This is a genomic window from Mesonia hippocampi, assembly GCF_014197445.1.
GTDB classification, from domain to species: Bacteria; Bacteroidota; Bacteroidia; order Flavobacteriales; family Flavobacteriaceae; genus Mesonia; species Mesonia hippocampi.
The window spans coordinates 41870-68631 of sequence record NZ_JACIFO010000011.1 but is presented as its reverse complement, the minus strand read 5'-3'; the positions used below and the strand labels follow the sequence as shown (position 1 = coordinate 68631).

Sequence of the window (26762 nt, the reverse complement as noted above, 5' to 3'; positions counted from 1 at the left end):
TTGGTACGGGTTTCCTACAAAGTTAAATCCGCCAGCAGTTCCACTCAGGTTGCTTAGGCTAAAGTTTCCTGTGTGTAAGCTACCTTTAGCTCTTAGTGTGGTAGCCGTTGGTGTTGCTGCATTCGAAGTTACATCAATACTACGGTCACCACGTACATACAAGCGGTAAGCTTTCCCAATAGTTAAGGTATTCACATCGGTATTGGTAATGGAATTCCAAGTTTGGGTGGCATTGTCGAAATCAAATAAAGAAGCATTACCACTAGGCGTTGCATCAAAACCATTTAAACCAGTTGCATCTCCTGTAATATGCGTACCAAAACTAGGCGTAGGATTATCGGTGTTGTTTAAAGCACCTTCTTGCCAGTTTGTATGGATATTATCGGTACTATTCACGGCAGATGATAAGAACCTAAAGGCTCTTGTGCCGCTAGGAATATAACGTTGTACCTCTGCAGGGTTTCCGGTGATGCTTGCTCCTTCAGGAAGTTCTGCTAATTGACCGGTGGCGTTGGCATTGCTTAAGAATAATAAATCTCCGTGATTGGTTAAACTTGTTTGGAAACTTAACTCTCCTAATACAGATAGGCTTGCTCCTGGGTTGATTACAATGCTGTAAGCTTCTGCTGAGCTTGTAGCAGCAACCAAAGGTTGGTTGGTAACTTGGTCTATAACCGCATTACTGGTAGTGCTAGGTAATCCACTTGTCCAGTTTCCTGCGGTATGCCAATCGGTATTTATGTTACCTGTCCAATAGGTTTTTATTCCATGATGTTCAAAAGCTCCGATGTCTATAGTGCTGCCAAACAAACGTGTATTTCCTGCTAAGTCGGTATCGTTATTGATATCACCTGTATAAAGACTATTACTACCTGCATCTATAGCAAGACTTCCATCTTTTAAGCTATAATCACCGTTAACAGGGTCTGTAAAAATATCGGTTTCGCTTAAGCCCGTAGCATCGATGTTACCGTTGCTTGTATTACTATTTCCTTGTATTAGTGAGTGTTTTGCGGTGTAATTGCTGCCATCTATACTTCCCCAAACAATGCTGTTGTTCCAGAAGGTCCAGCCATAAGCATAAATAGCATTCGGACTATTTCCTACAATAGTCGTATTGGTAAGCGTTGCATACCCTGACATGTTGAATATTCCGCCGCCTCGATAAGTTGAGTTATTCTTAATGATATTCACATTGGTTAAGCTAGGCGAAGAGTTTTCATTATATATTCCCCCTCCATAATTTGCTGTATTGCTTTCAATTTTCACATTGGTTAAGTTTGTTGATGAATTTTCATTATACATCCCGCCGCCGTTTCCATCTGCTGTATTGTTTACAATGTTTACATTAGTTAAGCTTGGTGAAGAATTAGAATTATACATCCCCCCACCAAGATGTTTGAATATAGCTTGTCCGTTAACGGTTATATCATTACTTCCATTAGCACTTCCTCCAGTAAGGCTAAACCCATCTAGTAGGGCGTTGCCTACATCATTAGCAGAAATGACTACGTGATAAGTATTTTCGGTGGTATTACTAAAACTAAGCGAAGCACCGCTACCTGTAACAACATCATCATTGTTAAAATCTCCATTTAAAATGGTTCCTGTGGTTTCAGAAAAATCACGGGTATGCGTTAAATCGGTAATGTTGTTAGCGGGGTCAAAGCCTCCATATAATTGGACATTTTTAACCATAACAAAAGCATTGTCTCGGTTTCCGTTAACACTATATTTCCCATCTTCGGCATTGTATAAAGGTTTATATGTACCTTTGGCTACGTAGATTTGCAGGGGCTGACTATCAAAAACCGAGCTGTCGGCATTTTGTTGTATTCTTGTCCATTTTAGGGCATCGGCAAGTTCTGGGATGGCATTAGCCCAAGAATTAGCATTTTGATTACTAGTATTGGTATCTACATTTTTATCTACGTAAATAATATTGTTAGTATCGGGTTGTAAAATTAGGTATTCACTTTCAAAAGCCCCTATATCTATGATGTTGTTATATAGGCGAGATTTTCCTGCTAAATCTTTATCGTTATTGATGTCTCCGCCGGCATTGGTATAAGCGGTGTTATTTCCGATATCTATAGCAGGAGAGTAGTCTAATAAACGATATCCTGTTTTGTATAAGGGGTCTGTATTATATATGTTATTTCCTCCATCTACTATATGAGGAGGTAAATTTCCGTTGTTTCCTGTAGTGCTATTGTAAAATAAAGAATACGAAACATTGGCAGTACCAGCGTTGATACCGCTATCATCATTCATGTTTCCATTTGTTCCGCTGTTTTGTGTAAAGATGGAGTTCACAGCTTCTATATCGCCTCCATAAAAGTGAACTCCACCACCTTTTTGAGCAGTATTATTTGTTATGGTAGAATTAACGAGATTTATGGTGCCGTTTTCTGCAGAAATAGCTCCTCCATTGGCACTAGCTGTATTTTCATAAAATAAGCAATTGGTTAGTGTAGCTTCTCCAAAACTAACTAAGCCACCGCCAACACCATCATTAGCATTGCCATAAGCAGTATTGTATCTTATTATAGCGTTGTTTATGCGTATACTTGTTGCGTTGTTAATATATATTCCTGCTCCAGTACGGTCTATAACAGCCGTTCCGTCTGCATAGCCGTATTCTATGATGAAACCATCCAAAACGGCATTATCATCATTTAAGAAGCTAACAATAGAATGTGCATCGCCAGAATTGCTAGAAGCAGAGTTGTCTAAATCACCGCTTAAAATAGTAGGGTTTGTTGTCCAATTTCGCTCATCAGCATTTGTTTCTGTTGCAGAAAAACCACCTAATACGGTTACATTTGAGGGAATTTTAAAGCTGCTGCTTTCTAGCGTACCTGGTTTATAGGTACCTGCAGCAACCCAAATTTGTAGGGGAGTAGTTGCCCAAGTGGGATCTTTAACTATTCTTGCCCAAAATAAAGCATCGGCAAGTTCGGGTACGGCATTAGTCCAAGAATTTCCGTTAAGGTTGCTGGTAGTGGTATCTGCATTAATATCTACATAGATAATATTGTTGGTATCGGGGATTAAAGGAACCATTTGACTTTCGCCTTCAAAGGCTCCAATATCTATAGAAATACCAGATATACGCATATCTCCAGCAAGGTCGGTTCCCCAACGGTTATCATTTAACGGAGGAACCGGAGCGCCATTTCCTATAGCACCCCAGTATAATTGATTGCTCCCCATATCTATAGCAGGACTTCCGTCTTTTAATGTAAAGTCGCCGTTAAACGGATCGGTAAAAACATCGGTTGTATGTACTCCTATCGCGCTAATGTTTCCGTTATTGGTATTGCTGCTTCCTTCGATTAAACAGTTTTGAGTGGTGTAGGTAGTGGAAGAACCAGGACGAGTTATCCCTCCCCATACAATAGTATTGTCCCAATAAGTCCATCCTCCAGCATGGATAGCACTAGGACTGTTTTCAGCAATAGTGGTGTTCATTAATGTTGCATATCCAGAGCCGTTAAATATTCCTCCTCCTTGATTACCAGCTATGTTTCCTGTAATTCTTACATTGATAAGTGTAGGTGAAGAATTTCCTATGCGCATTCCTCCTCCAAAGGATCCTGCTGTATTTTCTGTGATGTTTACATTTGTTAGGTTAGGGGTTGATAGGTCTCCAATACGTATTCCTCCTCCACTAACGTCTGCTTTATTTTTGGTGATGTTAACATTGATTAGCTTAGGTGAAGAACTATTTTGAACAAATACTCCAGCTCCTTCACTTCCAAATACATTTGTTCCGTAAACAGCTATGTTGCTACTTTTATTAGCATTTGCTCCAGTTATGGTAAAACCGTCTAATATGGCGTTGCCAATATCGTTAACAGAGATAAGTATGTGGTGGGTATTTTCGCCGTTGTTGGTAAAGTTAGCCCCATCATCATTGTTAAGGTCTCCGCTTAAAATTGTTCCTTGAGTAGTTGAGGGGGTAATGCGTTGGTGAGTAAGGTTGGTAATGCCGTTATCTGGGTCAAAACCACCATACAGTTGTACGTTTTTGACCATGACAAACGCATTGTCTCTGTTTCCGTTGGTGGTATAATTTCCATCGGCAGCGTTATATAATGGTTTGTAAGTTCCTTTAGCTACATAAATTTGAAGGACTTGGCTGTCAAAAACTGCGTTATTGGCATGATTTTGAACTCTTGCCCAAAGTAAAGCATCGGCAAGTTCTGGGATGGCATTAGCCCAAGAATCTCCGCTAAAGTTACTGGTGTTGGTATCTGCATTAATATCTACATAGATAATGTTGTTGGTATCGGGGGTTATAGGGGTTATTTGACTTTCATAAGCACCAACATCAATTATATCTGCGAAAACTCTAGAATTTCCTACAATATCGGTAGTTTCGGTATTAGCGTTATTGTCTCCCGCATTTATAAGTAGGCTCGTATTAATTGGGTACAAACCATCGTCCTGAGTACCCCAAATTCCGTCATTACCAATAGAATTAGTGCTGTTTACAAAAGGGTTTGTAACAAGTTGGGTAAAACTATTCCCAATAGTATATGAGGTTTCACTAAAGTTGTTGGTGCTTACTGCTGCTAAGGGAGATACATCATGAATATCGGTAGGTGTATTGGCGTATAAAACAGTATTATACAATTCGGGCCATGAAGAGAGGTTATTATATATTCCACCTCCTTCATCGGTAGCTGTGTTTCCAACAAGGGTTACATTAATTAAGCTTGGCGAAGAATTGGTAGTATATATACCTCCACCATTTCTGTTTGAGGTATTTTCAGAAAAGATTATATGGGTTAAATCTGGGTAAGAATAATAATTATACATTCCTCCACCGTCTTTATGGGCTATATTTTTAGCTATGGTCACATTGGTTAAATTTGGGGAAGAGGTATTGTTATATATTCCTGCACCGTAATTTCCTCTATTCTCCGTAATGATGATATTGGTTAATGTAGGAGAAGAATAACGATTTATTATTCCGCCTCCTAGGTGTCTATATACACTACGTCCATTAACTTGCATGTCGGTATTTTTGTGTGCATTTCCTCCAGTTAAGGTAAAACCGTCCAGTAGAGCGTTGCCTACATCATCGGCAGAAATGAGTACGTGATAAGCATTATCAAAAATATTGATTACGTTATTTCCATCATCGCCATTGAGGTCGCCATTTAAGATAGTTCCTTGGGTAGTTGCTGGAGCAATACGTTGATGGGTAAGATTAGTAATACCGTTATCTGGGTCAAAACCACCATATAATTGTACATTTTTAACCATAACAAACGAGTTATCACGGTTTCCGTTAGTGGTGTAATTTCCATCTTCGGCACTATAAAGTGGTTTGTAAGTTCCTTTAGCTACATAAATTTGCAGACTATCGTTTTGTAACCAATTGTTGTCTGCATTATGCATTGTTCTTGCCCATTTTAAAGCATCGGCAAGTTCTGGGATGGCATTAGCCCAAGAATCTCCACTAAGGTTACTGGTACTGGTATCTGCATTAATATCTACATAGAGGATGTTGTTAGTACTGGGATTGATAATGTCACAGGCCTTTATTACGGCTATATTACTTTCGCAACCTACTGCATTACCCGTTATCACCCTAAAGTTACTTGGGTCAGAAAGGTATGTACAGAATGCTGTATTATTACAGGTGGCAAGCTGTGGGTTATTGATAATACCCAAATTGGTTATCATAGTTGCATCTATATTTTCCAGCCCTGAAACATCGGTTAATATGTTATTATTTCCAATATGAACAGTGCTTACACTTTGTAAGCTACTCAATCCGTCAAGGTTTTGTAATAAAGGATTTAACGAAATTCCAAGTGTTCCGTTTATATCTTCTATATTGCTTAAACCGTTTAAGTTGGTGATGTTATTACCAGAAATGCTCATGTTTTCTGAAATCGTTGTGCAATTAGGGAAAATACTTGCAAAGGAATCTATTTCTGCTTGTGAGCTGAAGATGACGTTTCCTGTAGGACAGGTAGGTACAATGGCTTCGAGTTTTACATTATCAACCGCAAGACCTGGAAGGTTGATGATAGAGTTATCATACGTATAACGGAAACCTAGGTCGAAAGTCGTTCCATCAAGCGAAGAAGGGAGAGAAATAGACATGGATGACCACCCTCCGGATGAGGTTAGGTTTGAACCAGGTACAAGATTCCAAGAAGCACCTCCACTGGTTTTGTAAACTACTTCGCCGTAATCTCCAGAATTCCCCCCTATATTATAATCAAAAGTTAGTAATAAATTGGTTCCGCCGTATGTATTAACTTCACGAGATAGCGTAATTGAATGATTTATGGAAGATGAATTTAAATAGGTGTAGGTATAGCCGCATGCCGATATAGCACCGTCGGTAATATAGGCTGAAGCTGTTCCTGTAACAGATGGACCATTACCAGCACATTCATCTATTTCCCATTTGTTTTCTCCTAAAAGACTACCTTTTGTCCATGCCGAAGAGGCATTTTCAAAGTCACTAAAAAATAGATTTACCGTTTGGGATAAAACATTTGGACTAAAAGAAAATAGCAAGAAGAAGAAAAATAAAAAAGTATTTTTTTTCATGACAAAGATTATATATTTAATTTTTAGAATTGGATAATGTTTATTTCTGTGCAAGTTCGATAAGAGATGCGTAAAAAGAAATACGTACCTCTACGTATTTTTTTCAATGTTGCTACGCGAGAAAAGGGCATACTACTTTTATATTAGGTAGCTAGCTTAGAAATTGTATAGGCTAGTGTAGCTTTGTAAATGTTGATTAAGAGGGAAGTTATTTAGCTTTTTAACGACTGTTTTTAGGCTGTGTTACGATGAGCTTATGGAACTTATACAACCCTAGGTAAGTGCAAGGTGAGTCCATATTGAGTCCAATATACCTCCAATATTTCTTATAAAAACATTGGACACAAACTAAAAGCACCTTCAGAATACTTTATAAAAACAGTGAAATACAATATATAGTTAAGTCTTTTTTCTTAAAAAGTTATATATATTTGAGGGTGTATAGAAGTTGTGCTTAATTTAAAAATGTCCCAATCAAATGGATAAGGATAAGATAAAAAAATATTTAGAAACAGGAGCTGATATTGCTGGTGGAGTTGCAGGTGGAGCAATCGGTTTAATAGGAGGACCTGCAGGAGCAATTTTAGGTGGTGGATTAGGTGTGGCATTGACAAGTGGGATTAAAGAAATAATTAGCAGGAAATTAGCGGAAAGAGAAAATGCCAGAACTGCTGCATCCGCTGCTTTTATGTTTACAGGAATTCAGAATAACCTTGATTTAGGAGTTCAAATAAGACAAGATTCATTTTTTGACAATACTAATGGAAGGAGTTCTGCTGAAGAATTATTTGAGGGAGTATTATTAAAGTGTAAAGACCAATACCAAGAGAAAAAAATAAAATATATTTCGAAGATTTTTGAGAAAGCAACATTTGATACTGGAATATCATCTGAGACAGCAAATCAAATTTTATCAATGGCTGAAAGCTTTACTTATAGAAAATATTGTGTTATTTCTTTTTTTGCACAAAAGGATGTTTTATACAACACTAATGAGTTAATGAAAGAAGTTTATTCTTGGTATCCGAACGCACAATTTTCTTTTGAATTAGAAATATTAAAACAAGATATTTTCGATTTGGTAAACCTTGGAATTATTGACCAGAATAATCTTATGATGGTTACAAGGAATGAAGTTATTCCTGAGAATTTTAAGCTTACACAAATCGGTCATGCTTTATATGATTTGATGGACTTAAATGAAATTCCACAAGAAGACTTGAATCCCATCTTTGAAGAGCTGAAATACAAAGAAGAGTTTGGTGTCAGTGAGCATGGAACGAGAAATGGAGTAAAACAAAACTAAGCACAACAATGGCTCATAAAGCATAGGCTTGCCGCAGGCGCAACACAAGCCTACAGCTTCATAGCCAAACCGTTGGCAGTAATATGAAAAAAGCAATCTACATATCGATTTTGACCATTCTTATTGCTTGTAAAAAGATTAATCTTGAATCTGCCAATAAATAATTATTAAAAATGAATTTACTTATAGGACTTCCGATGCTACTTTTAGGTTTATTTATAGCTGTTATGGTTTATATAAATATTAAAATAAAAAAGAAAATGAGTTTTATTTGGGGAGGTTATACCTTATTTTCATTTTCAGTTATTTTAATCTTATTTGGTATTTTAATAATAAAAAATGGTATCTAATCTTCTGAAAACATTTTATTTACTAAATTAGTGATTCCAAACAATTCGTAATATAAACTAGAAATTTTAAAAAATTATTTTCTAATTATTTAATGCCTCATAATGTAGAATTTGCTCGAATTGACGGCACGAAAACATATAAAAATATAAATTTCCCTACTTTAGTAATTATCGGAGAACAAGACATTTTAATTGACCCAAAATAAAGCAAAACTGAATTAGATAATATTGAAAATCCGAATATAGAATTCAAATTAATTAGTGAACTAAATCACTTTATGACCAAAAGTGGAATTGACTGGAAAACGAATGAAGTTTATAACGTAGACTTAGCTTTTAAAGAGTACATTGTGAATTGGGTAAATAACATAAAATAACTACTGGCAACAAGCTAACAAATTCGTTAACTGTTATTATAGAATGACACAACAAATGACAATGAAATTATACATATTGATTTTCCTTACAGCAATTTCAAATTTAACTTTATTTGGACAAAGTAACGGTACTTGGACTTCATTTTGGAATAAAGACACGACATTGATAGGTTATAAAGACGAAAATGGAGTTGTGAAAATAGAACCAAAATTTACCGGCTTTACGAGTGCAGGGAAATTTGAAAATATAATTGCAGTTGCAGAAGAAATTAACGGAAGTTGGAAAAATTACTATCTAACTAAACAAGGTGAAATTATAGGCAGAGATAGTTTGTACATATTTGATAATACGCCTGACTGTGAAAGTGAAGGCTTTATTCGTTTTAGAGACAAAAAAAATGACAAAGTAGGAATATTTAATAAAAGTGGGGATATAGTAATTCCAGCAGAATATAACGACTTGACAAGAGTCAGGAATGGAATGATAATCGCACTTAAAGGTGCTGAAAAAAAATATTGGGATGGAGGAGAGCATTATAGATGGATTGGTGGTCGGGAACTTCTTATTGACACTAACAACAATGTACTAATTAATAACTTTAAACTCAGCAATAATTTAAACTTTTTTTCCCTTGCAAAGGCTGCATCTCCAAATTCCGATACAATAAGAAAATCTTTTTTAGCAGTTGATGGTAGTCACTACTCATTTGTTGATTTTGAAAAAGAGTTTATACAATGGCTTAAAAATGATTTATACATTAAGCTTACACCAGAGAAATTGATAAATGCATCTTATGGTACGATTACATGGAAGTCTCCAGGAGGTTGGACTAAAACAAGCAGAGAAAAATTTATTACCGACAATTTCTCAATTCTAAAAAACAGTTTATTTGAAATTTTGCAACCTTCTTGTGAATATTTTATATCCAAAGGTGGTTTAAATCCTTTTATGTTTAATGGAGTTGAATTTGAAAAATATTTCAATAATTGTGGTGAAGCCAATGAATCGATTTATCCAACAATGACAATCATTATAACTCATAAAAACAAAAAGGACTTATCACAAAATCATTACGAATTTTTACGAACTGACGATGGATATAAACTAATTTGTGTAACAATAAGAAATGGAGAAATAAAATAACATAACATTTGATCTGATGGACAAGGATTCGGTTTTAAAATCCCGACCGACCACATATAAGTGACATCTTTTATAAAATTCATCCTGGAATTTTGAGAAGAGCAATAATATTTCAATCGGTTCTGATTTCAATTTTTAATGAATATATGTGATGAAAACTGTTGCCAACAAAGAACGGAGGTGAAAAACAAATATATTATGAAGTTTTATTGTTAAAACATTATATAGTAGAGGTGTGTTTTCAGCGTAATCACATACCTGTAAGTTAGGCTTCTTTAATATAATCTAAATAAGCGTGTTAGATGCAAGAAATAATAATAAGAAACATATATGCACCTTCTCATTTGGAGAGCTTTCATATTATTCGTTTTGAAGATATATACTTAGACAAAAATATGGAAGAAGGTTTGCATCGTCACGACTTCTTTTTCTTAATGATTTTAGATAAAGCTAGAGGAAAACATCATGTAGATTTTAAAGAGATTCCTGTAGCTGCAAATACAGTTACATTTTTACGACCCGGGCAAGTTCATGAACTCATCCTTCAAAAAGGAAGTAAGGGGTATCTTATTACTTTTAGTTCAAAATATTATGGCAATCTGCTTTTGGCAAAAGTAACTCAGAAAAACTTTTATACATTTAATCAATTTGGTTTTGGCAACATTTTAAGTACTTCTAAAAATATCTTCAAAGAGTTTAAAGAGAAATCAAAGGGATTTGAAAATGTAATAAAAGCAAACTTAGATATTTTATTAATACTATTAGATCGTGAAAATAGTAAACAAACAAATTTCCATAATACTCAAACACTTGAAGAGCAAGAGATATTAGACAATTTAATACTTCAAATAGAACAACATGTTTTTGAAAAAAAACGAGTTTCAGACTATGCTAATGTTTTACATCAAACCCCATATAAGCTTAATAGTGTTACCAAAAAATTATTAGGAAAAACTTGTTCTCAAATGATTAATGAGCAAATAGTGCTTGAATCTAAAAGGTTATTATTAGCAACATCAAACCAAATAAATGAAATTGCTTATAAATTAGGTTATGAAGACCCTGCGTATTTTATTCGCTTTTTTAAAAAACACACAGGACATACGCCTAAATCATTTCGTAAAAATTTTAAAAAAGTACTATTTCTTTAAAACAAAATCCTATGAATATACCCTAAAAGCATGCTATCATTGCTCAATGTTTAACAAAATTTAGAAGCGATGAACACAATAATTAAAATAATCCTCATAGGCATTGGTGCTACCGCTACGATGGATATTTACGCATTTATTTTAAAGCAATTTGGAATAAACGGTCTAGATTATAGATTTTTAGGAAGATGGATAGGTCATATTTTTAAGGGGAAATTTTTTCACAATAAAATATTTGACGCTCCAATAATAAAAAATGAACAAATCATTGGGCAATTTGCACATTACTTTATAGGCATTGCTTTTGCCTTTTTACTTGTAATATTATTTGGTAAAAAATGGGTAGAAAGTCCTTCTCTTTTTCCAGCCTTGGTAATTGGTATATTAACAATGGTTGCTCCTTTCTTTTTAATGCAACCAGCTTTTGGATTTGGAATTGCAGGAGCAAATTTGCCAGACCCTAATAAAGCCCGTTTGATGAGTTTAATTATCCATAGTATTTATGGTATCGGACTATTTCTAAGCGCGTTATTGATTAATAAAATTAAACTTTTGTAATCACAGAAAGATAATATAAGCAAAAAACGAACGCACAACAAAGAACTGAGGTAAAAAACAAATAAAATTTATACTTTTTTAAACCAAAGTATTTTTATAAGTAGCATCATAAGGTAAACCACTTTTTGCTATGGCAAACGATTTTTTATAAGTGTTGCTTAGAAGAGAAGTTGTTAAACTTTTTTATTATACTTGTTAGAAATTTTGTATAAGCTAAAAAGTGAAAAAAATGAAAGATAATGTAATTGATATAAATGAGTTTATAATAAAAAAATATGTTGAAAAGTTACGGCCAGAAGAAAAATCAATCCGTAAAAAATTAGATTATGGGTATTCCTACGATGGTAAAATTGTAATTCTGTATGAAATAAGACCTTTTTGGGATAACCCTGAAGAAATACAAAATATTGAATTCGCTAAAATTAGATTTTATAAATCAACCAAAGAATGGAATTTATATTGGAAACGAGCAAGCGAAAAATGGGAGCGTTACAAGCCTTTTCCAAAATCAACTCATTTAGACGAAATAATAGCTGTAATTAATGATGATAATTACGGTTGTTTTTTTGGATAATTACGGCAAAATATTATTTCAACTTAATACTGAAAGGAATAGGATTACCGTGTTAATTGAATAATAGTAAAAGAGGCTAATTTTTTGTGCATTTTTAGAAGCTGAAAAAAACTTAATTGATTTATTATCAATTAATTAATGTTTTTGTTAGTCGGGATGAGAGGATTCGAACCTCCGATCTCACGCCCCCCAGACGTGCACTTTAACCGGACTAAGCTACATCCCGAAATTAATTTTTAAGCGATGCGAATTTACATAAAAAAATAGTTGTATTCAAAAAACAAAACTTATTTATTTAGCACTTGTTTTTAGCGAGAGCAACAAGGTTAAGTACAAGAATAGGCTGTACTTTTTATTGTAATATGATAATAAAAAATAAAAATAACCCAAAGACAGTCTTTGGGTTATTATAAAAGTTTGATTAGGTTTGAATAACTCCAAGGTTAAAATCTTTTTTAATCGGCGCATGGTTAGCCGCTTCTATTCCTGTCGAAATCCATTTTCTGGTGTCTAACGGATTAATTACCGCATCGGTCCAAATTCTGGCAGCAGCATAATACGGACTAATTTGCTTATCGTAATTGGCTTTTATTTTATCGTAAAGTTCTTTTTCTTTCTCTTCGGTTAATTCTTGTCCTTTTTTCTTTAAGGAAGCGGTTTCTATTTGTAACAATACTTTAGCCGCAGAGTTTCCACTCATTACAGCCAGTTCTGCACTTGGCCAAGCAAAAATTAAACGTGGGTCGTATGCTTTTCCGCACATGGCATAGTTTCCAGCTCCGTAAGAGTTCCCTAATACTACTGTAAACTTAGGAACAACAGAGTTGCTTACTGCATTAACCATTTTTGCTCCATCTTTTATAATGCCTCCATGTTCGCTTTTGCTTCCCACCATAAAACCGGTAACGTCTTGTAGGAAAACAAGCGGAATTTTTTTCTGGTTGCAATTAGCAATAAAGCGAGTTGCTTTATCGGCAGAATCAGAATAGATAACGCCCCCAAATTGCATTTCTCCTTTTTTTGTTTTTACAATACTACGTTGGTTGGCAACAATTCCTACAGCCCAGCCATCTATACGGGCATAGCCTGTAATAATGGTTTTCCCGTAATCTGCTTTATATTCTTCAAATTCAGAATTATCAACCAAGCGTTTAATAATTTCTTTCATATCGTATTGGTCGCTACGTTTTTCTGGTAGGATTCCAAAAATTTCATTTTGGTCTAACTTAGGAGGCATAGCAGCTTTACGGTTAAAACCAGCTTTTTCGGGTTCTCCAATTTTATCCATAATATTTTTTATGGTATCTAAAGCATCTTTATCATCTTTAGCTTTATAATCGGTTACGCCACTAATCTCGCAATGGGTAGTAGCTCCTCCAAGGGTTTCATTATCGATAGTTTCTCCGATGGCCGCTTTAACAAGGTAGCTCCCTGCTAAGAAAATACTCCCTGTTTTATCAACAATAAGCGCTTCATCGCTCATAATAGGTAGGTAAGCACCTCCCGCTACACAGCTTCCCATAACGGCTGCAATTTGGGTGATTCCCATACTGCTCATTACGGCATTATTTCTAAAAATTCTACCAAAATGCTCTTTATCGGGGAAAATCTCGTCTTGCATTGGTAGGTAAACTCCAGCACTATCTACAAGGTAGATGATAGGAAGTCTGTTTTCTATCGATATTTCTTGCGCACGTAAATTTTTCTTTCCAGTTATCGGAAACCAAGCTCCAGCCTTCACCGTAGCGTCGTTTGCAACAACAATAACTTGCTGTCCTGCTACTTTTCCAATTTTTATAACTACACCACCGCTAGGGCATCCGCCATGTTCTGCATACATTTCATCGCCTGCAAAGGCTCCAATTTCTATCGCATCCTTAGGGTTGTCCAGCAGGTAATCTATACGTTCACGCGCTGTGAGTTTACCTTTTTTGTGGTGTTTCTCAATATTTTTTTCGCCGCCTCCTAGATAAACTTTTTTTAATTTATGGTTTAAATCAGAGACTAATAGCTTATTGTGGTCTTCGTTTTTGTTAAACTTAATATCCATCGAAATCTACTCGTTTTATATATTTTTAGAATTGCTGAAATATAATAAAATATTTTCGTTACACATCGAAATTATTTAATACTCGGCCGAAATTACAAAAGAAAATTATAATATTTTTTAGAAATGCCATCTAATAATACGATATTTGTAAATTGGCGTAAACTATACGCTGGCTTGAAAATAATATAGAATAATATGAAAATGAATAAGAATACGGTGTTGGCTTGGGCAACACTGATAATGGTTATTGTAGGCTTAACACTTATAGGTTTAGGTGTTTTTAGGTATGACGATGTTGCAGGCTGGGGGTTTGCCTCTGTAGGAATAGGTTTTTTTGCTATTGCTTGGGTTTTTAATGCACTTAAAGGACGGGTATAGAGCAACTTATGAAATATAATATTTTAGAACGATTTTTTTAATTTTTAATTTTTTATAACAACAATATGGCTGACGATAAGAAAGTTATTTTTTCAATGTCTGGGGTTTCTAAAACCTATCAAGGTGCTAATAAGCAAGTGCTAAAAGATATTTATTTGAGTTTTTTCTACGGTGCAAAAATTGGTATTCTAGGGTTAAATGGCTCTGGAAAATCTACGCTTTTGAAAATTATTGCTGGCTTAGAAAAAAATTACCAAGGAGATGTTGTATTTTCTTCAGGATATTCGGTTGGTTATTTGGCGCAGGAGCCACAGCTAGACGAGGAAAAAACTGTTCTTGAAGTGGTAAAAGAAGGAGTTGCCGATACCATAGCTGTTTTAGATGAATACAATGCTATTAACGATCAATTTGCTTTACCAGAAGTGTATGAAGATGCTGATAAAATGCAGAAACTAATGGATAAGCAAGCAGCATTACAAGATAAAATAGACGCTAGTAATGCTTGGGAAATAGATACCAAGTTAGAAATTGCGATGGATGCGTTGCGTACCCCAGAATCGGATAAAAAAATTGCCGTGCTTTCTGGAGGAGAACGTAGGCGAGTGGCACTTTGTAGATTATTACTGCAAGAACCCGATATATTATTATTAGATGAACCTACCAACCACCTTGATGCAGAATCGGTACTTTGGTTAGAACACCATTTACAACAGTATAAAGGAACGGTAATAGCTGTTACCCACGACCGTTACTTTTTAGATAATGTGGCTGGTTGGATATTAGAGCTGGATAGAGGAGAAGGTATCCCATGGAAAGGAAATTACTCTTCTTGGTTAGACCAAAAGTCTAAACGTTTAGCACAAGAGCAAAAAGCAGCATCTAAACGTCAAAAAACATTAGAGCGCGAGCTAGAATGGGTTAAAATGGCACCTAAGGGAAGGCAAGCCAAACAAAAAGCTCGTTTAAATAATTACGATAAATTGCTTAACCAAGACCAAAAGCAAGTAGATGAGAAGTTAGAAATTTACATTCCTAACGGACCTCGCTTAGGAACCAACGTAATCGAAGCAAAAGGAGTAAGTAAAGCTTTTGGCGATAAATTGCTTTATGAAAATTTAAACTTTAACTTACCACAGGCAGGAATTGTAGGGATTATTGGTCCTAACGGAGCTGGAAAAACCACCATTTTTAAAATGATTATGGGGGAAGAAAAACCTGATAAAGGCTCTTTTGAGGTGGGAGATACAGCAAAAATTGCTTATGTAGATCAAACACATACCAATATAGACCCCGATAAAACCATTTGGCAAAACTTTAGCGATGAGCAAGAACTCATTTTGATGGGAGGCCGTCAGGTAAATTCTAGGGCTTATTTAAGTCGATTTAATTTTAGCGGAAGCGAACAAAATAAAAAAGTAAGTGCTTTGTCTGGTGGTGAGCGTAACCGCTTACATTTAGCAATGACTCTTAAGGAAGAAGGTAACGTGCTGCTGCTAGATGAGCCAACAAACGACCTTGATGTAAATACATTGCGAGCACTAGAAGAAGGTTTAGAGAACTTTGCAGGTTGTGCTGTAATTATTTCACACGACCGTTGGTTTTTAGACCGTGTATGTACACATATTTTAGCTTTTGAAGGAAACTCTGAAGTTTATTTCTTTGAGGGAAGCTTCTCTGAATACGAAGAAAATAAACGTAAACGTTTAGGAGCAGATGTAACACCTACACGTATAAAATATAAAAAATTAACTAGAGATTAAATTAAATATACACGTAAGATGAAGAAAAAAATAATGAGTCTTGGGTTAGCAGTTATGCTAAGTATAGGTGCTTTTGCGCAAGACGACTTAATCGCTTCTTTAAAAGAAAACCAAAGTAAAGCTGCAAAAGAAGGATTTGTTTTTACTCCGATTATTAACCTTGCCACCACTTCGGTTAAAAACCAAGGAAGTAGCGGAACTTGTTGGAGCTACTCTGGAAATTCTTTTCTAGAATCAGAAATGATAAAAGCAGGTAAAGAACCTGTAGATATTTCTGAGATTTATACCGCTCGTTGCACTTATATCGAGAAAGCTATTAATTATGTACGTATGCACGGAAGTTTAAACTATGGAGATGGTGGAGCTTTGCATGATGTAATTAATATTTATGAAAAATATGGCGCTTTACCTGAAGAAGTTTATACCGGTTTAAATTACGGAACAGATATTAATAGGTTTGGAGAAATGCAAGCTGTATTGAAAGGAATGTTGGATGGCGTAATTGCCAATAAAAACGGTCAGCTTACCCCAAATTGGATTACAGCTTTTACCGCAGCTTTAGATAGTTATTTAGGAGAAGTTCCAGAAACTTTTACTTATAATGGAAAAAAATATACCCCAAAAAGCTTTGCAAAAGAGGTGGTAGGTTTAGAAGCTAGTAATTATATAGAGGTAGTGAATTTAGCTTACGAACCTTTGTATACCGATGTGTTTTTCCCTGTGCCAGATAACTGGAGCTTTGATTATGCCTATAATGTAAGCATGACAGATCTTACCGATATTATAGACAATGCTTTAGATAAAGGTTATACCATAGGTTGGGCTACCGATGTAAGCGAAAAATACTTTAGCTGGAAAAACGGAGTGGCTTTTGTTCCTGAAAAAGACTATAGAGACATGAGCAACGAGGAGCGTAAAACCTTGTTTGATGGGCCTAAACCAGAGCGAGAAATTACGATAGATATGCGTGCAGAAGCTTTTGATAACTATACAACTACAGATGACCACGGAATGCAAATAGTTGGTTTGGCTAAAGATCAAGATGGGAAGGCATACTATATTATAAAGAATTCTTGGGGAGAATCTAACGATTATAAAGGGTACCTTTATGTAACTAAGAATTTTGTACAATACAAAACTACTGCTTTGTTGGTTAATAAAAACGGAATGCCCAAACAATTGCTTAAAAAGCGTAAATCTTAATAAGTAGTTTAGTTTTATTGCAAGAAAAAGGAGGCTTGAAATATTTCAAGCCTCCTTTTTTATTTTTAACTAAAAACTTTGTTTTAAAAACCTAGAGATAAACTCAAGATAACTTGAGAAGGTCTTGTGTCTAAAGTTAAGCTTCCAGTGTTAATTTCATCATGAATTAATTTCGCTTCATTATCAGAGAAACCACGTTCGTACCTAAGGTCTATCCCAATTCTTCCTAAGCTTACCGCAGCACCTATGTTGAAACCAACACTAATGTCGTTTTTTATTTCTTCTACACGCGCATTAGAAAAATCCTCATCGATAATGTATTGAAATGAAGGTCCAGCAAAAACACTTAAAGGGCCTACAATATCAATTCCTACCAATACAGGAAGATCTAGCTTTTGCATATCGAAGCTAGCTCCGTTATAGTTATCATATTTACTTTTAGTAGAGGTGTAAACAAGTTCTGGTCTTAAATAGATAATTGGTAAATCTATTTTCCCGAAAACTCCAAAATGATAACCAGTACGCCCATCGGCACTAATTTCTTCATCTATGGTGCGTAAATCTCCATTTGAGTTGTAGTTTAACCCGGCTTTAACTCCCCAAGTAGATTCTGTTTGCGCTAATCCTACACTGCTGATAAAAATGGCAATAAGAATAAAAAAAGACTTTTTCATAATGTTTGTGTTAGAGTTATTATTCTTTAATAAAAAGTTTTCTAGTTGTGTTTCCGTTTTGTGTTACTTCTAGTAAATACGTACCTTTATTTAAAGCACTTGTATTAATAAAACTTTTATGCACCGAGTTTATTATTTCTTTTCCTGTAATTGAGAATACTTTAACATTTTCGATGCTGTTACCTGCAGAAGTTATATGGATATAATCTTTAGCCGGATTTGGGTAAAATGAAAAAGAATCAAGCTTGTTTTGTTGAGTATTTAATGTGCCTTCTTCTATGTTGATATTGTCATAGTAAGCACTTCCGCCGTAATTATTATGAAGCATGTTAATGCCGTATACGTCTAATTGCGTGAAATTGTTTCCTGTATAAATTAAATTATTATCTAGGTAATACTTAATGTTGTTTTCTGTAATTTCTATTTTTATGTTATGCCAGGTATTAATGTTCCAAGCAATAGACTCATCGGTGTATTCTGTTCCGTAATTCTCGTCGACAATTACATAAATATAGCCGCGATTTTCTAAACCTATACCTGCAACAGGAGAAAATACTTCTTGACCTTCTGCATAAGCAGTAAATTCAAAATCTGCTCCATTTTGTTCGGTGATATAAATATCGTAAGAAATTACCAAGTCTTTATAGTCACGTGGTGTATCAAAGGCTTTTGCAGCACCAAATATAGGTAGCCATTGCGATCCGAAAGCATCTTCATGACTGTTTTTAAAAGAAAAACTTCCGTCGCTGGCTTGCTCATCTGAGATTATTTGATTTTGTAATACTCCGTCGCTGCCTTCAGACACTTCCCAAGCATTTTGGGTATGTATACTGGTTAAGGTAAAACCCTCTGAACTTTCAAAAGATATTTGGGTTTGGGCAAAGGCAAAACCAGATAATAGTAAAGAAGCAAGTGATGATAGAATGTAATTTTTTTTCATAGCGTATTTTATTTTTTAATTGATAATTTACTTCCTTTTAAGTACTTTGTTTACTGCTTTCTCAATAGCATTATGGTCTATTTCGTATTTTTCCATAAGCTGAGCTGGGGTTCCGCTTTCTCCAAATGTATCTTTAGTAGCAACAAATTCTTGAGGATAAGGTGTATTTTCGGTAAGTACACGTGCCACACTTTCTCCTAAGCCGCCTAAATAGTTGTGTTCTTCGGCAGTTACTACACATTTTGTTTTTGCTACAGAAGCCAAAATAGCCTCTTTATCTAATGGTTTTATGGTGTGTATATTGATTACTTCTGCTGTAATTCCGTTTTCCTCTAGTTTTTCGGCAGCTAATAAAGCTTCCCAAACTAAGTGTCCGGTAGCAATTATGGTAACATCGTTTCCTTCGGTAAGTTGTACGGCTTTTCCGATTTCAAATTTCTGATTTTCAGGAGTAAAGTTTGCTACTTTTGGTCTTCCAAAACGTAAATAAACAGGGCCGTCATATTCGGCAATAGCAATGGTGGCTGCTTTGGTTTGGTTATAGTCGCAGGTATTGATAACGGTCATTCCTGGAAGCATTTTCATCAATCCTAAATCTTCAAGAATTTGGTGTGTTGCTCCGTCTTCTCCAAGGGTTAGCCCTGCGTGCGAAGCGCATATTTTTACATTTTTACCAGAATAAGCTACACTTTGCCTAATCTGGTCGTAAACACGTCCTGTAGAAAAGTTTGCGAATGTTCCTGTAAACGGAATTTTTCCGCCAATAGTCATTCCTGCTGCCATACTAATCATGTTGGCTTCGGCAATTCCTACTTGAAAAAAGCGTTCGGGATGGTTTTTCTTAAAGGCATCCATTTTTAATGAGCCAGTAAGGTCTGCACAAAGCGCTACAACATTAGGATTGCTTTTTCCTAACTCCTCTAGTCCTGCACCAAATCCTGAGCGTGTATCTTTTTTTCCTGTATCTTGATATTTTTTCATGTCTAAAGTTTCTGAGTGTTTTTTAGTAATCTCCTAAAGTTTCTGGGTTTTGTGTAAGGGCATTTTCTAATTGTTCATCGCTAGGAGCTTTACCATGCCATTCGTGTGTATGCATCATAAAATCTACTCCATTCCCCATAACGGTTTTAAGCAATATGCAAACGGGTTTTCCTTTTCCAGTTGCTGCTTTTGCTTGTTTTAAACCTTCGATAACTTGGGTGATATCGTTTCCTTTTTCTACTTCAAGTACGTGCCAACCAAAGGCTTCAAATTTAGCTTTAAGGTTTCCTAGGCTAAGTACATCGTCTGTAGAGCCGTCTATTTGCTGTTGGTTATAATCTACCGTAGCAATTATATTATCTACGTTATTTGCCGCAGCATACATAATGGCTTCCCAGTTTTGTCCTTCTTGCAATTCGCCATCACCGTGTAACGAGTACACCAGTTTAGTATCTTTATTAAGCTTTTTGGTTTGTGCAATTCCTAAAGCAACAGATAGGCCTTGCCCTAAAGAGCCAGAAGCTATTCTTACACCAGGAAGGTTTTCGTGTGTGGTAGGATGCCCTTGCAGACGAGAATTTAACTTTCTAAAAGTGTTTAATTCTTCTACCGGAAAGAATCCGCTACGTGCTAAAACGCTATAAAAAACAGGAGAGATATGACCGTTAGAGAGTACAAAAATATCTTCGTTGTTTCCATCCATGGTAAATTTGGTCGAATATTCCATTACTTCTTGGTATAAAGCAGTGAAAAATTCGGCACAGCCAAGGGAACCTCCTGGATGCCCTGAATTTACTTGGTGGACTTGCCTAAGTATATCTCGGCGTACTTGTGTAACAAAATCGTTAAGTTGTTGTGTTTGTGGCATGATTTTTTAAAATTATCTTGGTATAGGCAAAAATACTTTATTTGGGGGTTTATATAAAATATTTGGTATGTATTTCTTTAGGCAAAGTTGGTGTTTCATTATTTTAGATTGTTTTAGGCGAATAAAAAATGATATTTTTGAAAGAAAAAATTATGGATGCTTGGACAGAAAAATGGAATACTAAGTTTAGTACAGAAGAATATGCCTACGGGAAAACACCTAATTTATACCTAGCAGAGAAGTTAGAAAACCTACCTGTGGGAAAAATTTTATGTGGAGCAGAAGGAGAAGGGCGTAATGCGGTTTATGCTGCGAAAAAAGGCTGGGAGGTAGCCGCGTTTGATATAAGCGAAGAAGGAAGAAAAAAAGCTATGCGATTGGCAAAGGAGAATCAAGTAGAAATCGACTATAAAAACGGATTGCTTCCTACATTAGGATATAAACCACAAAGGTTTGATGCCATTGCGTTGATTTATGCTCATTTTCCTAAAAATATACGCGAAACCTATCATAAACTTTTAGATACATACCTTAAAAGCGGTGGGTATATTATTTTAGAAGCGTTTAGGGTAGGACATGAAGCTTACCAGAAAGTGAATCCGAATGTAGGTGGGCCTCAACAAAAAGATTTTTTACTATCTGATAAAGAGCTAAAAGAGACCTTTTCTAATTATGAAATTATAGAGTTGTTAGAAACAGAAACAATGCTTAATGAAGGTGACGGGCATATAGGAAAAGGAGGTGTTGTTCGGTTTTTAGGAAAGAAAATGTAAATTCAGTTTCAAAAGCTAAATACATCAGTATAATAATTTAAAGATTTAGCTATCTTTGCTGCTTACAGAAAGATTTTTATGAAGTTTAGTCTATTAGCAAAAGATCAAGGGTCTAAAGCTCGTGCGGGAAGTATTACTACCGATCATGGAGTTATTGAAACCCCAATATTTATGCCTGTGGGAACCGTTGCTACGGTAAAAGGTGTACATCAGCGAGAATTAAAACAAGATATAAACCCTGATATTATTTTAGGAAATACCTACCATTTGTATTTACGTCCAGAAACCAAGGTATTACGGCAAGCAGGAGGTTTGCATAAGTTTATGAATTGGGATAGAAACATCCTTACCGATAGTGGTGGCTATCAAGTTTATTCTCTAGCAGCTAATAGAAAGATAAAAGAGGAAGGTGTAAAATTTAAATCACACATCGATGGTTCGTATCATTTTTTTACACCAGAAAATGTTATGGAAATCCAACGAGAAATAGGAGCCGATATTATTATGGCTTTTGATGAATGTACCCCATACCCATGTGATTATACATACGCCAAAAACTCTATGCACCGCACCCATAGATGGTTAGATAGGTGTATAGAACACTTTACCAATAAAACCCAGCCTTTGTACGGGTATGAGCAAAACCTATTTCCTATAGTTCAAGGAAGTACTTATAAAGATTTGCGAAAACAATCTGCCGAATATATTGCAGAAGCTGGAGCCGTAGGGAATGCCATAGGAGGACTTTCTGTAGGAGAGCCAGCCGAAGAAATGTATGCCATGACAGAAGTGGTAAATGCCATTTTGCCAGAAGACAAACCACGTTACTTAATGGGAGTAGGAACACCTATAAATATATTGGAAAACATAGCTTTAGGAGTAGATATGTTTGACTGTGTAATGCCTACACGTAACGCCCGAAACGGAATGCTTTTTACCGCAGAAGGAACCATAAATATAAAAAATAAAAAGTGGGAAACCGATTTTTCTCCTATAGATGATATGAATATAACTTGGGTAGATACCGAATACTCTAAAGCATACCTAAGGCACTTATTTAAAGTAAACGAATTGCTAGGAAAACAAATTGCCACCATACATAATTTAGGCTTTTACCTATGGCTTGTACGTGAAGCAAGAAAACATATTATTGCAGGAGATTTTGCTGTATGGAAATCAAAAATGGTAAAACAAATGGATAAGCGTTTATAAGGTGAAAATTTTAGATTGGTATATATTAAAACGCTATTTAGGAACATTTATAACAATGTTGCTTTTGTTTATTCCGATAGGAATAACCGTTAATCTAGCAGAGAAAATTGATAAAATCCTAGAAAACGATGTTCCGTTTCTAGAAGTAGCTCAATACTATATGGATTTTACCATATATTTTGCCAATTTATTATTTCCGCTGTTTCTGTTTCTTTCTATTATTTGGTTTACTTCCAAACTGGCAAACAACACAGAAATTATTGCCTTTTTAAGTTCGGGTGTTTCATTTAACCGTTTTTTGCGTCCTTATTTAATAGGAGCTACCATTGTTTGTATAAGTGCATTGGTGCTTAGTTTATACTTGGCGCCAGAAGCCAATGCAGGTTATAATGAGTTTAAGTATAAATACCTTAAACGTGGAGCCGCACCACAAGAAACCGAGAATATTTACAGGCAAATAAATGATGATGAGTATATTTATGCCACAAATTTTTATCCTAAAAGAAACACTGCAAGTAATTTTACTTTAGAACATTTTGAAGGAAATACGCTGAAATTTAAAATTAAAGCTCGTTCCTTAAGTTTTAACCCTAAAGATTCTACCTATAGCCTAAGAAACTATGAAAAAAGAATTGTAGGAAAAGAAGAAGATATCCTTATTAGTAAAGCTAAATTTGACACCATTCTCCCTTTCGAGTTTGATGCTTTAACCCCAGTTACTTATATAGCAGAAACATTAAACTATGTAGAACTGAAAAAGTTTATAGAACAAGAAACCAGGCGAGGCTCCTCTAACATAAACACCTATAAAGTAGTTGCTTATAAGCGGTTAAGCTTACCTGTTTCGGCATATATTTTAACCATTATAGCCGTGGCGGTTTCCTCTATGAAAAGACGAGGAGGAATGGGGATAAACCTAGCTATAGGAATTTCGGTAGCTTTTAGTTTTGTATTTATTGATAAAGTATTTGGTACCATTGCAGAGCAATCAACCTTTTCACCATTATTAGCCGTATGGTTTCCTAACATTGTGTTCGGAATATTAGCGGTTTTACTACTCAATAAAGCCAGACGTTAAAGAACTTTAAAAATTTAAAGTGTTATTTTTTAAAAACGCTTTATAGTTTTTTTATATTTGTAAGCTATAAAAATAATAAACCCATAGTTTAGTATATGGAATATTTAGATTTCGAACTTCCTATAAAGGAACTTCAAGAGCAATACGAAAAAGCATGTAAAATAGGTTACGACAGCGAAGTAGATGTGTCTGATACCTGTAAACAGATAGAGAAAAAACTTCAGGAAATAAAATCTGAAATATATAAAAACCTAACGCCTTGGCAGCGCGTTCAGCTTTCAAGACACCCTAACCGTCCGTATACTTTAGACTATATCCATGCAATATGCGGGGATACTTTTTTAGAGCTACATGGAGATAGAGGCGTAAAGGATGATAAAGCGATGGTAGGAGGTCTAGGTAAGATAGACGACCAGAGCTATATGTTTATTGGGCAACAAAAAGGGCACAATACAAAAACCAGACAATACCGCAATTTTGGGATGGCAAATCCCGAAGGTTACCGCAAAGCATTGCGATTAATGAAGTCTGCAGAAAAATTTAATATTCCGGTAGTCGCTTTTATCGATACTCCAGGAGCATATCCAGGTTTAGAAGCAGAAGAAAGAGGACAAGGAGAAGCTATTGCACGTAATATTATCGAAATGACACGCCTAAAAGTACCTATTATTGTTGTGGTAATAGGCGAAGGAGCAAGTGGAGGTGCTTTAGGAATAGGTGTTGGTGATAAAGTAATGATGCTCGAGAACTCTTGGTATTCGGTAATTTCTCCAGAAAACTGCTCGTCTATATTATGGCGTAGCTGGGATCATAAAGAGCAAGCGGCAGAAGCCCTAAAATTAACTGCCAAAGATGCAAAACGCCTTAAGGTAATCGATTCGATAGTAAAAGAACCTGTAGGAGGAGCACACAGCAACAAAGAAGAGATGTTTGAAATTATGAAAAAGGTAATTACAACCTCGTTTGAAGAACTTAAAGGACTACCCGAAAAAGACTTAATAAAAGCACGTATGGATAAATATACAGACATGGGTGATTTTAAATAAACAACAATTACAGAAATAGTTTAAAAAATCCGAAGTTTTACACTTCGGATTTTTTTACACATATTAACAAAAAAAATAATTTATTAACAAGTAAAATGTTTATAATCGGTTAATCATATAGCCTGTTAAATTAATTATTTTCAATAACATTTTAGTTACCTTCGTGGCATGGAAAAAGTAAATGCACCAAAACAATTTAAGAAACCTAAAACCAACGTAATCAGTTTAGAACGTGGTAAAATACCGCCGCAAGCTATAGACCTCGAAGAGATTGTGTTAGGGGCGATGATGATTGATAAAAAAGGAGTAGATGAAGTTATTGATTTGCTGCATCCCGATGCGTTTTATAAAGAAGCACATCAGCATATTTTTGAAGCCCTACATGCACTTTTTCACGATGGGCAACCTACCGATTTAAAAATGGTTTCCTATCAGCTTCAAAAGCAAGGGAAATTGGCCGCTGCAGGAGGCGATTATTACCTTATTCAGCTTACGCAGAAAGTGTCATCTTCAGCACATATAGAGTTTCATGCACGTATTATACTACAAAAATATATTCAACGTAGTCTTATTAAGATTTCTAGTGAAATTATAGAGGAAGCTTACGATGAAACTACCGATGTTTTTGATTTATTAGATCAAGCCGAATCCAAGCTTTATGAAGTAACACAAGGGAATATTAAAAAATCATCCGAAAAAGCACAAGATTTAGTAGTTCAGGCAAAAAAGAAGATTGAAGAAATTTCTAACCGAGAAGGTTTGAGTGGAATTCCTACTGGTTTTGAAAAACTAGATGCTTTAACTTCTGGTTGGCAACCAAGTGATTTAATTATTGTGGCAGCTCGACCTGGTATGGGTAAAACAGCATTAACCCTTTCGATGGCTCGAAATATTGCTGTAGGTCAAAATATTCCGGTAGCTTTCTTCTCACTAGAGATGTCATCGGTACAGTTAATTACGCGTTTAATATCTTCAGAAACAGGATTATCGTCAGAGAAACTCCGAACCGGTAAACTAGAAACTCACGAGTGGGAACAATTAAACGTAAAAGTAAAAGGCTTAGAAAAAGCCCCCTTGTTTATCGATGATACGCCATCGCTATCTATTTTTGACTTACGTGCTAAAGCACGACGATTAGCTTCTCAGCATGGAATACGTATGATTGTTATTGATTACTTGCAGTTAATGACCGCAGGAAGTACTACAAAAGCAGGAAACCGTGAACAAGAAATTTCTACCATTTCTCGAAATTTAAAAGCTTTAGCAAAAGAACTAGATGTGCCTGTAATTGCACTATCACAGTTATCGCGAGCGGTAGAAACCCGTGGAGGAAGCAAACGCCCATTACTTTCAGATTTGCGTGAATCTGGAGCTATCGAGCAGGATGCTGATATTGTTTCGTTTATTTATCGTCCAGAATATTATAAAATAGAAGAGTGGGATGATGAAGAAGGTACGCCAACACAAGGGCAAGCAGAATTTATTGTGGCAAAACACCGTAATGGAGGATTGGAGAATATTAGGTTGAAGTTTATAGGAGAATTAGGTAAGTTTGATAACTTAGAAAGTTTTGATTTTCCACAAGAGTTGCATTCTAAAATGAATGATGATGACTCTGACCAAATAGACCCAAGTCATTTACCTCCTGCTAGCGAGGCCTTTGGAACACCAATTTCTTCGTCTGGAAATGATGATGATGATTTTCCTTTTTAAGAAAAAGTTTTTAAATTCAACAGCTAATGATTAATCGATGAGAA

At 35.4% G+C, this 26762-nt stretch carries 20 protein-coding genes and 1 tRNA gene; 14 read left to right on the top strand and 7 right to left on the bottom strand.

Translation table 11 applies throughout. The annotated features are described in order from the left end of the window. Nucleotides 1-6582: choice-of-anchor Q domain-containing protein (locus GGR32_RS10905; RefSeq protein WP_281372630.1), on the bottom strand; the 6582-nt coding region annotated here is incomplete at its 3' end. A 478-nt stretch (nt 6583-7060) separates the two neighbouring features. On the opposite strand from GGR32_RS10905, the gene GGR32_RS10900 reads away from it, so the two are divergent. The 6 genes from GGR32_RS10900 (at nt 7061) to GGR32_RS10875 (ending at nt 12042) form a co-directional block, all read left to right on the top strand. After that, entirely contained in the window at nt 7061-7888 is an 828-nt protein-coding gene (locus GGR32_RS10900) for a hypothetical protein (protein WP_183478231.1), read from the top strand. Nucleotides 7889-8061: 173 nt separating this feature from the next. Beyond that, nucleotides 8062-8238 (top strand): hypothetical protein, encoded by a 177-nt coding sequence (locus GGR32_RS10895; RefSeq protein WP_183478230.1) that lies wholly within the window; start codon nt 8062-8064, stop codon nt 8236-8238. Between the two features lie 438 nt (nt 8239-8676). Then, nucleotides 8677-9759 carry a WG repeat-containing protein gene (locus tag GGR32_RS10890; RefSeq protein WP_183478229.1) on the top strand — a complete coding sequence of 361 codons (1083 nt, stop codon included), beginning with the start codon at nt 8677-8679 and terminating at the stop codon, nt 9757-9759. A 302-nt stretch (nt 9760-10061) separates the two neighbouring features. Continuing rightward, nucleotides 10062-10910: a helix-turn-helix domain-containing protein gene (locus GGR32_RS10885; protein ID WP_183478228.1), complete on the top strand. Its 849-nt coding sequence runs from the start codon at nt 10062-10064 to the stop codon at nt 10908-10910. Nucleotides 10911-10979: 69 nt separating this feature from the next. Further along, entirely contained in the window at nt 10980-11468 is a 489-nt protein-coding gene (locus tag GGR32_RS10880) for a DUF2938 domain-containing protein (protein ID WP_183478227.1), read from the top strand. A 229-nt stretch (nt 11469-11697) separates the two neighbouring features. Continuing rightward, a complete protein-coding gene (locus GGR32_RS10875) occupies nt 11698-12042 on the top strand; it encodes a DUF3024 domain-containing protein (RefSeq protein WP_183478226.1) in 345 nt (114 codons plus the stop codon). A 151-nt stretch (nt 12043-12193) separates the two neighbouring features. Here the strand turns inward: GGR32_RS10875 and GGR32_RS10870 are convergent. After that, nucleotides 12194-12268: transfer RNA gene (locus GGR32_RS10870), tRNA-Pro, on the bottom strand. 195 nt (nt 12269-12463) lie between these two features. Next, a complete protein-coding gene (locus tag GGR32_RS10865) occupies nt 12464-14092 on the bottom strand; it encodes an acyl-CoA carboxylase subunit beta (protein ID WP_183478225.1) in 1629 nt (542 codons plus the stop codon). Between the two features lie 195 nt (nt 14093-14287). On the opposite strand from GGR32_RS10865, the gene GGR32_RS10860 reads away from it, so the two are divergent. The 3 genes from GGR32_RS10860 (at nt 14288) to GGR32_RS10850 (ending at nt 17433) form a co-directional block, all read left to right on the top strand. After that, nucleotides 14288-14470, top strand: coding sequence for a CAL67264 family membrane protein (locus GGR32_RS10860; RefSeq protein WP_183478224.1), 183 nt, complete (start codon nt 14288-14290; stop codon nt 14468-14470). 65 nt (nt 14471-14535) lie between these two features. Further along, the gene (ettA, locus tag GGR32_RS10855) at nt 14536-16230 is read left to right on the top strand and encodes an energy-dependent translational throttle protein EttA (protein WP_183478223.1); all 1695 of its coding nucleotides are present in this window, start codon (nt 14536-14538) and stop codon (nt 16228-16230) included. Nucleotides 16231-16248: 18 nt separating this feature from the next. Beyond that, on the top strand, nt 16249-17433 hold the full coding sequence (locus GGR32_RS10850) for a C1 family peptidase (RefSeq protein ID WP_183478222.1): 1185 nt from the start codon (nt 16249-16251) through the stop codon (nt 17431-17433). Between the two features lie 83 nt (nt 17434-17516). Here GGR32_RS10850 and GGR32_RS10845 read toward each other — a convergent pair whose 3' ends face one another. The 4 genes from GGR32_RS10845 to GGR32_RS10830 are packed head-to-tail and all read right to left on the bottom strand — an operon-like array spanning nt 17517 to nt 20896. Continuing rightward, nucleotides 17517-18107, bottom strand: coding sequence for an outer membrane beta-barrel protein (locus GGR32_RS10845; protein ID WP_183478221.1), 591 nt, complete (start codon nt 18105-18107; stop codon nt 17517-17519). Between the two features lie 19 nt (nt 18108-18126). Further along, a complete protein-coding gene (locus tag GGR32_RS10840) occupies nt 18127-19047 on the bottom strand; it encodes a T9SS type A sorting domain-containing protein (RefSeq protein WP_183478220.1) in 921 nt (306 codons plus the stop codon). 27 nt (nt 19048-19074) lie between these two features. After that, nucleotides 19075-20028, bottom strand: coding sequence for a transketolase family protein (locus GGR32_RS10835; RefSeq protein ID WP_183478219.1), 954 nt, complete (start codon nt 20026-20028; stop codon nt 19075-19077). Between the two features lie 22 nt (nt 20029-20050). After that, on the bottom strand, nt 20051-20896 hold the full coding sequence (locus GGR32_RS10830; RefSeq protein ID WP_183478218.1) for a transketolase: 846 nt from the start codon (nt 20894-20896) through the stop codon (nt 20051-20053). A gap of 137 nt (nt 20897-21033) precedes the next feature. Between GGR32_RS10830 and GGR32_RS10825 the strand changes: the two genes are divergently transcribed. From GGR32_RS10825 to dnaB, 5 genes are all read left to right on the top strand, one after another. Next, nucleotides 21034-21669, top strand: coding sequence for an SAM-dependent methyltransferase (locus GGR32_RS10825; RefSeq protein WP_343066443.1), 636 nt, complete (start codon nt 21034-21036; stop codon nt 21667-21669). A 78-nt stretch (nt 21670-21747) separates the two neighbouring features. After that, nucleotides 21748-22881 (top strand): tRNA guanosine(34) transglycosylase Tgt, encoded by a 1134-nt coding sequence (gene tgt, locus GGR32_RS10820; RefSeq protein WP_183478217.1) that lies wholly within the window; start codon nt 21748-21750, stop codon nt 22879-22881. A 1-nt stretch (nt 22882) separates the two neighbouring features. Further along, nucleotides 22883-23959, top strand: a complete 1077-nt coding sequence (locus GGR32_RS10815; RefSeq protein WP_183478216.1) for an LptF/LptG family permease — start codon at nt 22883-22885, stop codon at nt 23957-23959. A gap of 95 nt (nt 23960-24054) precedes the next feature. After that, nucleotides 24055-25005 (top strand): acetyl-CoA carboxylase carboxyltransferase subunit alpha, encoded by a 951-nt coding sequence (locus GGR32_RS10810; RefSeq protein WP_183478215.1) that lies wholly within the window; start codon nt 24055-24057, stop codon nt 25003-25005. Between the two features lie 168 nt (nt 25006-25173). After that, nucleotides 25174-26718, top strand: a complete 1545-nt coding sequence (dnaB, locus tag GGR32_RS10805; RefSeq protein ID WP_183478214.1) for a replicative DNA helicase — start codon at nt 25174-25176, stop codon at nt 26716-26718. The last annotated feature ends 44 nt before the right edge of the window (nt 26719-26762 follow it).

What these genes read in the sequence shown, in the direction of transcription:
- GGR32_RS10900 (WP_183478231.1), top strand. Translation starts at nt 7,061, where the DNA reads ATGGATAAGGATAAGATAAAAAAATATTTAGAAACAGGAGCTGATATT.
- GGR32_RS10895 (WP_183478230.1), top strand. Translation starts at nt 8,062, where the DNA reads ATGAATTTACTTATAGGACTTCCGATGCTACTTTTAGGTTTATTTATA.
- GGR32_RS10890 (WP_183478229.1), top strand. Translation starts at nt 8,677, where the DNA reads ATGAAATTATACATATTGATTTTCCTTACAGCAATTTCAAATTTAACT.
- GGR32_RS10885 (WP_183478228.1), top strand. Translation starts at nt 10,062, where the DNA reads ATGCAAGAAATAATAATAAGAAACATATATGCACCTTCTCATTTGGAG.
- GGR32_RS10880 (WP_183478227.1), top strand. Translation starts at nt 10,980, where the DNA reads ATGAACACAATAATTAAAATAATCCTCATAGGCATTGGTGCTACCGCT.
- GGR32_RS10875 (WP_183478226.1), top strand. Translation starts at nt 11,698, where the DNA reads ATGAAAGATAATGTAATTGATATAAATGAGTTTATAATAAAAAAATAT.
- GGR32_RS10865 (WP_183478225.1), bottom strand. Translation starts at nt 14,092, where the DNA reads ATGGATATTAAGTTTAACAAAAACGAAGACCACAATAAGCTATTAGTC.
- GGR32_RS10860 (WP_183478224.1), top strand. Translation starts at nt 14,288, where the DNA reads ATGAAAATGAATAAGAATACGGTGTTGGCTTGGGCAACACTGATAATG.
- ettA (WP_183478223.1), top strand. Translation starts at nt 14,536, where the DNA reads ATGGCTGACGATAAGAAAGTTATTTTTTCAATGTCTGGGGTTTCTAAA.
- GGR32_RS10850 (WP_183478222.1), top strand. Translation starts at nt 16,249, where the DNA reads ATGAAGAAAAAAATAATGAGTCTTGGGTTAGCAGTTATGCTAAGTATA.
- GGR32_RS10845 (WP_183478221.1), bottom strand. Translation starts at nt 18,107, where the DNA reads ATGAAAAAGTCTTTTTTTATTCTTATTGCCATTTTTATCAGCAGTGTA.
- GGR32_RS10840 (WP_183478220.1), bottom strand. Translation starts at nt 19,047, where the DNA reads ATGAAAAAAAATTACATTCTATCATCACTTGCTTCTTTACTATTATCT.
- GGR32_RS10835 (WP_183478219.1), bottom strand. Translation starts at nt 20,028, where the DNA reads ATGAAAAAATATCAAGATACAGGAAAAAAAGATACACGCTCAGGATTT.
- GGR32_RS10830 (WP_183478218.1), bottom strand. Translation starts at nt 20,896, where the DNA reads ATGCCACAAACACAACAACTTAACGATTTTGTTACACAAGTACGCCGA.
- tgt (WP_183478217.1), top strand. Translation starts at nt 21,748, where the DNA reads ATGAAGTTTAGTCTATTAGCAAAAGATCAAGGGTCTAAAGCTCGTGCG.
- GGR32_RS10810 (WP_183478215.1), top strand. Translation starts at nt 24,055, where the DNA reads ATGGAATATTTAGATTTCGAACTTCCTATAAAGGAACTTCAAGAGCAA.
- dnaB (WP_183478214.1), top strand. Translation starts at nt 25,174, where the DNA reads ATGGAAAAAGTAAATGCACCAAAACAATTTAAGAAACCTAAAACCAAC.